Below are 10,096 nucleotides of genomic sequence, written 5' to 3'. Positions count from 1 at the left end.
ATTTTTATCGATATGTTCAATATGTCTTCTGAACGAGCATTCTCTATCATCCATACAAAACATACCTTGAAAACTTGGTGTTTGCTCTAACTTTTCTTCTTTTACATTTTGATCATTAGATAAAACTGCATCATAGAAATTCCATTCAAATGCTTGTTGCCAAAGCGATAAAACATCGAATAATTCATTATAATCTACTTTTTCAAAAAGTGAAAAATTGGTGTTTTCAACTTTAAATCCTAATGGAGACCAAATATTGTTGAACTTGGTATCTAAAGTGTCAATCTCAAGAAGTAATTCAAATTTTATTAATTCCTCTAAAGTAATTTGTTTTGAATCTAACAAAGAACTTGGATTATTTTCGATAGTTGCAATCATGCCGCTCCAACCTGGATGTCCAAATTGTTGATCAAATAAATACTGCTCGAATAATTCTTCCTTTCCTACAATTATTTCTAACAATTGAGTAATTGAAGCATCTTCTTGCAATAATTTTTTAGCTCTATCTGAAGAAAAAATTCCTTTAAAAGTATTTTTCTCTAACTCTTTAATAGAAGCTAAAAAACCTTTATCATGTACAGGAAAATTCCAAATAGCTATTCCTTGATCTAAATAACTACACAATACGCGAAACAACAAACTATGTGTTGATTTTTCTAGATTTATAGCGTAGTATTTTTTCCAATTAGCACGCAAACTTCCAATTCTTGGAGAAACCGATTCATCATAATTCGTTTTCAGTAATTTTTCTTTCCAAGTTTGAAGATTTTCAGCTCCTTTTGCTTTTATAATGATAGTATCTAAAACAGTTTCATTGATTTCTTTGTTAGCAAATCGTTGTCTAAAATCAGATATTGACAAATAGGTTTTATATCCAAAAATAGTAGAAGCCTCTAAAAGTGCCTCATGAAACTTTTTATTTTGAAAAGCGTGTAATGTATTGTGGTGCACAAAGTCTTTCAATGGATTTTGTGCTGGTAAATAATGAGTTAAGTGATGAAGAACTTCATGTTCGTCAAAACCAACGGTATGTGTTTTCATTGATTAATGAAATAAATTAATACACAGTGAATATTCACAATCAAATTAATGACGTGAAAAAAAAATAAACGTGTATTAAGAAAGATGAAACTTCCAATTACAATATAAATCGTAAAGTGGAATGGTTTCTTTTGAAGTAAAAAAAGTGGCTAAATGCGAACTTGAATTTTCTTTTAACGAAGATTGTAAAATGTTAAAAGATTTCGTTGGAATTGAAAACCAATCCAACTCCACTTCAAGTTCAGGCTCTGATTCTATTGTTATGAATTCTCCTTCTTCAACCTCAACAGTATGAAAATGGGAAAAATCAGCAGGTGTATATTTCTGTTGGAATTCAGACTGAGATACTAAAACAACATCATCCGAGATATTGAATGAAACACCAATAGCCCACATGAAAAATGTGAGCATAAAAACTGGAAATAATTGTAGTAATCTTTTCAAATTGAATTCACTTGCTACCTAAAAGCAATACAAATGTATGTTATATTTCTATCCAATAAATTAAAATTGAATTAATTTTTTTAAAAAAAAAATCCGATTAGAGTTTCTAATCGGATTTTTTACTATTTCATTCGTTCATAATTACAACAACCATGAAGCTTTTCGTAAACCGCGTCATCCGCTTTTATTTTTCCTGTATCATGTCCTACAGCAGCGATAGCTTTAGCTACATCATCCGCTGAACATTTAGTTTCATCAATTACTAAATGAATGTCTTGACAATCCACGTGCCATTCTGCATCTTTAACACCTTTTACAGAATATGCTGCCTTTTCGATGCGCTTTTCGCACATTCCGCAATTTCCAGCTACTTTAATTACAACTTTTTTGTTTTTGCTTTTCTTCTCTTGCGCTACCATTGTTAGTGAAAAAAGGCAGGCTAATACTAATAAAACTAATCTTTTCATTTTTCTATTATTTCAAATTAATTAATGATCGTGAGCTTCTCCTTCAATATGATTATGCTCTTCTATTTTATGATTCTCTTTTTTATCTTTAATTTTAAATCGCAATCCAGCATAATACATGGCGCCAAAAGTGGGTCCGTATATCATACTACTATCAAAATAAGTGCCAAAAGGGTTTTCATTTTGAATAATTCCGTTGGTTTGTTTGTAATTTGTCATATTTTCTCCACCAACATACACTTCAAAAACACTTGAAAACGTTCTAGTAATTTGAGCATTTAATGTTCCGAAAGCTGGTGCATATTCATCCAAACGATATTGTACTGGATTTGATTGTGTATATGGCAAACGTTGCTCTCCTAACCAATTGTAAGTTACATCAAACTTCCATTGTTGTCCTTTTTCTTTAATATGTGTTTCGTAGGCTAAATTTCCAAAAACTCGGTGTTTTGCTTGTAGTGCCTTTTCCAATTGTCCTCTTGTAAATTGCGTTTGCACGTCGTAATATTTGTAAGCTGTTTTAAAAGTCAAATGCGTCATCAAATCAATAGAAAATTCTGCTTGAAATGAATTCGCAAAACTGTTTCCTTCTAAATTATAAAACAATACTTCTTGTGGCGAATGGTCAACATCAACCACCGCTTGATTCTGGAAATCCGTTCTATAATAATCTAAAATTACCTCAGCATCTTTTCCTGCTAATTTGAATTTTTGGATAAAACTTAAACCGTAATTCCATGCGATTTCTGGGTTTAATCCGTATAATTTCCCATCCGTATTCAAGATTGAGAAATTTCTGTTGGATGCGAATAATTGTTGGTTTTCAGCAAAAATATTAGCAGCGCGTTTTCCTCTTCCTGCTGAAGCTCTAATTACGGCTTCTTTCCATGGATTATAACGAATATGCAATCTTGGTGTGATAAAAGTTCCTAGTCGGTTGTGATTATCTACTCTTGCTCCAGCCACTAAACTGAAATTATCGGTATTGTCATAAGTATATTCAAAAAAAGCACCAACCGAATTATCAATTCTTGAAAAATCGCGACTGAAATTCACTGCAACGTATTCGTTATAATCATCATAAGTAAAATTTAATCCTGTTGTGAATTTATTTTTGGTATTGTTGATTATCGAATTGAACAATAAATTCGAATAAAAACTTTTTTGATGAATGTCATACTGACTCAAACCAAAATATGAATCTTGTTTGTGCGATTGAAACGAATTTTGAAATCCGAAACTTTGATAGGGCATATCTGGAAACACATAACCTGTTTTGTTTGAAATTTCAATTTTTTCGGTATTGATTTCACTTCCCCAAGCGTTCATTGTCAATCTATCTGTATCGGGATTAAAGTCCATTTCTCCAGCTTGTTTTTCATCGTTCATGTAGCGAACATTTAAAAAACTTACGATTCCATTTTCGGCATCGTTATATTGCCAACGGTTTAAAATATTGACTTGTTTCCCAATTGGACCATCTAAAAATCCGTCATCGTTCATATCATTTTTTCCTACGCGTGTGTTTCCGTGTAGAAACAAAGTCGAACTCAACTTATCAGAAAATTTGTTATTGAAATGTGTGTTGATTTCATAACGTTCATCTTGAGAAGCGTAAGCATTTAAGAAAAACGGAATATCATTTGAAGGTTTTAAAACTTCATAATTAATTTGGCCCGAAATACTTTCATAACCATTAATTACACTTCCTGCACCTTTGGTAATTTGGATACTTTCAACCCAAGTTCCAGGCACAAAAGACAATCCGTAAGCTTGAGAAGCACCACGAACCGAAGGAATATTTTCTTCCGCAATTAAAATATACGGACTCGTTAAACCTAACATTTTAATTTGACGATTTCCTGTTACGGCATCCGAAAAGTTTACATCAATAGATGGATTCGTACTAAAACTTTCAGACAAGTTACAACAAGCTGCTTTTAGCAACTCTTTTTGCCCCATTACTTGAATGTTTTGAACTTTATATAAAGAATGCTCGGTCCCTTTTTTGGTTTTAGAAACTACGACTTCTTTTAAGGTATTTACTTCTTTTAATACAACAGAAATCGTATTTGAAGTAATTTCTATTTTTTTAGTTTCAAATCCAATATAACTGATTACTAAAGAAGACGTTTCAGGAGATTTTTTTATGGTGAAATTTCCATTTTCATCTGTTGTGGTTCCAATAGCGGTATTGAACCAAAACACATTAGCTCCTAATAAAGGTTGATTATTTTCGTCTGTTACTATTCCTTTTATGGTTTCTTGTGAATAAATAAATTGAGAAACAAAGAATAGCAAAAACGCTATATTTTTAAACATAATAATATTATTTATTGTTATTAATTCTTTGATTTACAGAATAAAAAACAATAAACTTATGCGTAAAAAACCAATTGACAATAGAGTTTGTAGAGTGGCGGTGCATGAGAATCGCAATAAAAAGCCACTTCATTTGAAACGAAATTTTCTGATTCAAATGCAACGAAATTAGGCTTCCAATCAGCAACAAAAACCGTTGGTTCTAAATCTAATTGAAAGGTTTTAACCAATATATCATCGGTCTTTTTTTCAACTTTGATTAATTTGTTAGAACAACAAGAATCGTGTGAATCTGTTGTTGCGCAACATGATTTTACATCCTCAACACAAGGTTCGTCTTCTTGATATTGAAAAGAAACCGATGCAATTTCATCTTTACAATAATGCACAGCAAAACTCAACCCTAAATTGGCAAGCAATACTAAGGAAGCTAAAACGATACTTATGTGTTTTCTGAAATTCATCGGAACAAAAGTAGGAAATTGAATTTTAATTTGCGTTAATTTTATTCTAAATTTCAATGACTTGACCTAAAAATGGCACTTGAGTGTCAAAACCATATTGTTCTTGTACTTTTAAACGCAATTCATCGGCTGCTTCATTTTCGCCATGAACTAGGAATACTTTTTTAGGTTTTGTCTCCAATTCGGATAACCAATTGAGTAAATCTTTTTGGTCGCCATGTGCGGATAAACTTTCGATTAAAAGAATATTTGCTACAACGGGATAATAATTTCCATAGATTTTAATTTCTTGAGCTCCTTCTAATAATTTTCTACCACGGGTTCCTTCTGCTTGATAACCAACTAAAGTTACAGTGGTTTCTGGTTTATCGATTAATCGTTCTAGATATGAAAGCACTCTTCCGCCTGTAATCATACCACTTGCTGCGATGACTACTTTTGGTTTTTTATCATAAACGGCATTCATGCTGTCTTTGTAATCAGAAATTAAGGTGAAAACTTTGCACATTTCATCGCAATCTTCAATGGAAAGTTTATGCCAAGCATGATTATCTTGAAACACATCTAAAACACTAATTCCCATTGGTGTATCGATGATGTAAGGCATATTTGGAATACGTTCTTCTTTTTTTAATTGCCAAATTAAATACATCATAGTTTGCACACGTTCTACCGCAAAACTTGGAATTACAACGGTTCCGCCTTTGTTGAATGTATTGTTGATGATTGTTTCCAATTCAAATAAAGCATCGGTTTGTGGATGGAGGCGATTTCCGTATGTACTTTCCAAAAAAACATAATCTGCTTTCTTCGGTTTTTGAGGTGGAAACATTAGCACATCATCATCTTGACCAATATCACCTGAAAACACCAAAACTTTTCCATCAATCGTTAATTCAATCGAACAAGCGCCTAAAATATGACTTGCATAAAAGAATTTGAATGAAACATCATCATCCAATTTCACGTCCAAATCTTTATCCACCACTCGAAACTTCGGAATTACAGCATCTACTTCGGCTTCGGTGTATAAAGGTTCGGCTGGGTCGTGTTTTGAAAAGTGTTCTTCATTGGCTTTTTTAGCTTCTTCTTCCTGAATTTTAGCACTATCATATAAAATCAATCGTGAAATTTCTTTCGTTGGTCGGGTGCAGAAAATTTTTCCATTGAAACCTTCGTTTACCAATTTTGGCAACCAACCACAATGATCTAAATGTCCGTGAGTAAGAATTACAAAATCAATCGTTTCGGGCAAAATTGAAAGCGGTTCCCGATTTAATTCGCGCAATGATTTTATACCTTGAAACATGCCACAATCAATCAAAATTCGAAGATTATTGTGTTCTATTAACGTTTTTGAACCCGTTACAGTTCCAGCGCCGCCTAAAAAATGAATTTTCATGATTTTTGCTTTTAATTGGTTAATTGATTGGCTTCTTTCAGTACATTTTTAATTCTATTGTGGCTTAATTCTATAGTTTTTAAATAATCGGGATGTAATATTAAATCTTTGATGGTGATACAATCTAAAACTAATAATTGCTCTTTTTCTGCTTTGGTTAAAGTGGTTAAACAAGTTACAGGATAAACTCGAAAACGATCAACCAAGTCTTTAATTCCGTTTTTTTGAGGATAATCCCAACTCAACATATTCAAACCCGAACATTCTCCAAATTGAATTGCATCTGTGGTAAACTTATTATTAGTCACAATAATACATTTTGAAATATTTCGTTTTGCCGAAAACAAGTCGTATTTTCTATCTTTCACATCATTAAATCGAGACAAAATATACATCGGTACTTTTACATCACTTTTCGCATCTTGACCAGAGTGAAACTTACATTCAATCATGGAAACTACATCGTTTTTGAGAAGCAAAATATCAATCTCGTGTGAAATACATTTACCAGTAAGCGTAACACTTACTCTTGTTTTATAATTTTGTTCTTGCATTACTTTTGCCATGAACTTTTCAAAGAAAAATCCGGCTGGACCAAGACCTAACAAAGCGGTTCTCAGATTGTAGCGAGCAGCATGAACATTGGAAATGTTTTTCAGTAATTGATAAGCACGCTTGTAGATTTTTTTTGAAGAAATGCCTTCATACATTTCGCTTTCAATTTCTTTAACGATGGTTTCAGCCATAGCTTTGTCAGCTCCTGATTTTCGAAGTGAATTGATTAATTTTTGTTCGTCGTAATGAACTAGCTCACCGGAATATTTAGTAACTTTCATAATCAAAAGATTATTACATAAAGGTACGAAAATTTAGCGAGAAATTTGCTGATAATAAAAAGCCGGGATAAAAAGCACTAAAAAAAGTGGTTGAATTAAAAATCGTCGGATATAGAATAAAATCAAATAATCAGGTTCTTCGGAAAAATGAAGCAATCCAAAGAAAACTACAAACAAAACCACAAACAAGACAAGAAAAAGATAACCTGAAAAAATCATTAAATTCCTTTCATTAAAAAGCAATCGAATGATAATTAGTGAGAAAAATGTGTTTACCGCATATCGTAAAAGCAGGTTTCCGAATAGCAAATAACAATTCAAATCGGGTAATGGTTTATTTTGATAATCTGTCTTAAAAAAGGACAGAAAAGGATCGTAAAACAAATTATCTTCGAAGGCTCTGACTAAAATTAACCCTAACAAAGCCAATCCTATGAAGAAAAGTCTTTTCTTATTTTGTAGTAGTTCTTTTAACATAGCCCGAAAATTTGGTTACCCATAAAATCCACAAAATAAAAACGACTCCATAAATGAAAAGCGGAAAAATTGTTCCGTGCAAAAGCTCTTCGTATTTTGGATAATAATAAAGTGCAAAAGACAATAATGCAATTCTAATCACATTTAAAACATGAATCAAAACAACTCCAAAAACAATAAAAAGCAATGTTTTTTTCCACTGAGTTGAAAATGCGAATACAAAAGCAGCAAATAAAATCATTACGCTAACAGCATTACATCCTTCAATTACTCTTGCTACATATTTTTCTTTGAATAAAATTTTCAAAGATGGTTCTTCAGAATGTTTTATGGATTGAGCAGCATCGGTAAATAGTAACATAAATTGCTTTGTTTGATGTGCAACAACTTCCGTAAAGCAATCTACTTCATTTTTTTCTACATCATATTGCTCCAAATACATTTTGTATACAAATGCAAAAACCACATAAAAAAGTAAAAACTTAATTAAAAAGGTAAAAAAAGGTTTGTATTGACTTATCGTATTTTCCAAAATATAGATTTTTAACAAAAATATAGATTTTTTAATACGAAGGAATAAATACTTTTGCAAAAAAAATACAATTATGACATTTGAAGAATTAAAACCGATTGTTTCGAGCATTATTGAAAAAGAAAATGTTACTCGCGATGAAAAGCTTAAAGAAATTTGCCAATTACTAAGTGATAACATAAGTTATTATGATTGGGTAGGATTTTATTTTGCTAATCACGAAGCTAGAACTTTGCATTTAGGTCCGTATGTAGGAGCTGAAACTGACCATACCGTAATTCCGTTTGGAAAAGGTATTTGCGGACAAGTGGCCGAATCGAATGCTAATTTTGTAGTTCCAGATGTGAAAGCGCAAGACAATTACATTGCTTGTAGTTTTACAGTAAAATCTGAGATTGTAGTTCCATTATTCGTTAACGGAATTAATATTGGACAAATCGATATCGATTCTCACGTTATAGACCCTTTTACAGAAGCAGACGAACGCTTTTTAGAATTTGTAAATGAGCAAGTTTCAAAATTATTTTAAGTAACAAATAATCTTAAACTCTTTTTTATACATTTGTCGTGATTATAACCAACACGACTCTCTACATTTATGGAATTTAACGTCCCAAGTTTAGAACTTCCTTTCTTTGCTAATTTATTGCTATTATTAGTACTAGCAAGATTTTTTGGCGAAATCATGGAGCGTTTTAAACAACCTGCTATGATAGGTGAAATTTTAGCTGGTGTTCTTTTAGGACCAACGATTTTAAATTTCATTCATCGTACCGAAGAATTAAAAGTAATTTCTGAGTTAGGAGTTTTTTTATTGGTTATCATAGCAGGTCTAGAAATAAATTTAGATGAAATCGTGAAATCGATGAAGGGTCGAAATATTGTGATTTCACTTTTAGCTTTTTTTATCCCTATTGTTTCAGGTTTTTTCGTAGGAAGGTATTTTGAGTTGGATGTAATGACGACCATCTTCATTGGATTATGTGTCGCTATTACCGCTTTACCCGTGAGTATTCGAATTCTGATGGATTTAGGCAAACTAAATTCTTCTGTAGGGCAAAAAATAATATCAGTCGCCATCTTTGATGATGTTATTGCACTCACCATTTTAGGAATTTTATTAGACATTAAAGATGTTGAACAAACATTTGCAAACATTACTAATGCTACATTAATAACCCTTTTAAAACTAAGTTGCTTCTTAATTTTAGTAATTGCCACCTATCGCGTTATTAGAAACGTATCTAGAGAAGAAAATTTAATAGAAAACAAACTAAACAAAATACTTTCTGTACTAAAAGGAAAAGAATCGCTTTTTGCTGTTTTCTTTGTGTTCATTTTAATTTTTGCCACCATTACAGAGAGTATAGGATTGCATTTTATTATTGGTGCTTTTTTTGCTTCCATGCTAATTTCAAAAGAATTGGTTGGCGAAAAACATTTAAACACATTTCACAACACCACAAATAGTATGGCAATGGGATTCTTAGCCCCAATTTTCTTTGCAGGAATAGGATTGGAATTTCAGTTTTCGTCAATTCAAAATTATCCTTTATTATTTGCTATAATTGCCGTTTCTTTCTTATCGAAAATTATTGGTGGATATGCTGGAGGTCGTTTTGCACGATTAGATCATAAAATTTCACTTGCATTGGGTTTTGGATTAAACGCAAGAGGGATAATGGAATTAGTAATTGCTAACATTGCTTACAAAGCCGGAATTATCAATACCGAAATTTTCTCGATGTTAGTTATTATGGGACTTATTACCACATTAGCGACTCCTCTTTTACTAAAAAGAGCCTTTAAATCGATTGATAAAGTTGCTTAAGTTTTAAATTCGGGAAAATAATTCATAATTTATAATTCATAATTCACAATTATTTTTATCTTTGCACCCGAATTGCTACCATACAATTCATACATAAAAATCATTTAAAATAATATTGGCATGTACTTGACAAAAGAAACTAAAGCTGAAATCTTCGCTAAACACGGAGGAAAAGCTGAAAACACTGGATCTGCTGAAGGGCAAATCGCATTATTTACATTTAGAATTTCTCACTTAACTGAGCACTTGAAAAAAAATCGTCATGATTTTAACACTGAGC

12 protein-coding genes are annotated in these 10,096 nt (G+C 31.8%); 3 read left to right on the top strand and 9 right to left on the bottom strand.

Features of this window, described 5'->3' with window-relative positions; translation table 11 throughout:
- The 9 genes from L6Q46_RS09870 to xrtF form a co-directional block, all read right to left on the bottom strand.
- Window positions 1–1,041: putative inorganic carbon transporter subunit DabA (locus tag L6Q46_RS09870; protein WP_291284166.1), on the bottom strand; the 1,041-nt coding region annotated here is incomplete at its 3' end.
- A 75-nt stretch (window positions 1,042–1,116) separates the two neighbouring features.
- The gene (locus L6Q46_RS09865; RefSeq protein WP_291284165.1) at window positions 1,117–1,452 is read right to left on the bottom strand and encodes a hypothetical protein; all 336 of its coding nucleotides are present in this window, start codon (window positions 1,450–1,452) and stop codon (window positions 1,117–1,119) included.
- A 155-nt stretch (window positions 1,453–1,607) separates the two neighbouring features.
- Window positions 1,608–1,952, bottom strand: coding sequence for a heavy-metal-associated domain-containing protein (locus L6Q46_RS09860; RefSeq protein ID WP_111566021.1), 345 nt, complete (start codon window positions 1,950–1,952; stop codon window positions 1,608–1,610).
- A gap of 21 nt (window positions 1,953–1,973) precedes the next feature.
- Window positions 1,974–4,274 (bottom strand): TonB-dependent receptor, encoded by a 2,301-nt coding sequence (locus tag L6Q46_RS09855; protein ID WP_291284164.1) that lies wholly within the window; start codon window positions 4,272–4,274, stop codon window positions 1,974–1,976.
- Between the two features lie 56 nt (window positions 4,275–4,330).
- The gene (locus L6Q46_RS09850; RefSeq protein ID WP_291284163.1) at window positions 4,331–4,738 is read right to left on the bottom strand and encodes a hypothetical protein; all 408 of its coding nucleotides are present in this window, start codon (window positions 4,736–4,738) and stop codon (window positions 4,331–4,333) included.
- Between the two features lie 46 nt (window positions 4,739–4,784).
- Entirely contained in the window at window positions 4,785–6,140 is a 1,356-nt protein-coding gene (locus L6Q46_RS09845; protein WP_291284162.1) for an MBL fold metallo-hydrolase, read from the bottom strand.
- An 11-nt stretch (window positions 6,141–6,151) separates the two neighbouring features.
- Window positions 6,152–6,976, bottom strand: coding sequence for a restriction endonuclease (locus tag L6Q46_RS09840; protein ID WP_291284161.1), 825 nt, complete (start codon window positions 6,974–6,976; stop codon window positions 6,152–6,154).
- 33 nt (window positions 6,977–7,009) lie between these two features.
- Entirely contained in the window at window positions 7,010–7,453 is a 444-nt protein-coding gene (locus tag L6Q46_RS09835; RefSeq protein ID WP_291284160.1) for an exosortase F system-associated protein, read from the bottom strand.
- Complete coding sequence (xrtF, locus tag L6Q46_RS09830) at window positions 7,428–7,985, bottom strand: exosortase family protein XrtF (protein ID WP_245902934.1); 558 nt, start codon at window positions 7,983–7,985, stop codon at window positions 7,428–7,430. Before xrtF ends, L6Q46_RS09835 begins: the two co-directional genes overlap by 26 nt.
- A gap of 73 nt (window positions 7,986–8,058) precedes the next feature.
- Here xrtF and L6Q46_RS09825 point away from each other — a divergent pair, with 73 nt between their 5' ends.
- The 3 genes from L6Q46_RS09825 to L6Q46_RS09815 all read left to right on the top strand — a co-directional run.
- On the top strand, window positions 8,059–8,514 hold the full coding sequence (locus L6Q46_RS09825) for a GAF domain-containing protein (RefSeq protein WP_291284159.1): 456 nt from the start codon (window positions 8,059–8,061) through the stop codon (window positions 8,512–8,514).
- A 69-nt stretch (window positions 8,515–8,583) separates the two neighbouring features.
- Complete coding sequence (locus L6Q46_RS09820; RefSeq protein ID WP_111566028.1) at window positions 8,584–9,816, top strand: cation:proton antiporter; 1,233 nt, start codon at window positions 8,584–8,586, stop codon at window positions 9,814–9,816.
- A 120-nt stretch (window positions 9,817–9,936) separates the two neighbouring features.
- Window positions 9,937–10,096: 30S ribosomal protein S15 (locus L6Q46_RS09815; protein WP_291284167.1), on the top strand; the 160-nt coding region annotated here is incomplete at its 3' end.

This window comes from Flavobacterium sp. (assembly GCF_023151265.1).
In the GTDB taxonomy this organism is placed as follows: domain Bacteria; phylum Bacteroidota; class Bacteroidia; order Flavobacteriales; family Flavobacteriaceae; genus Flavobacterium.
The sequence above is the reverse complement of the archived record's forward strand: the minus strand, read 5'-3'. Positions and strand labels throughout refer to the sequence as shown.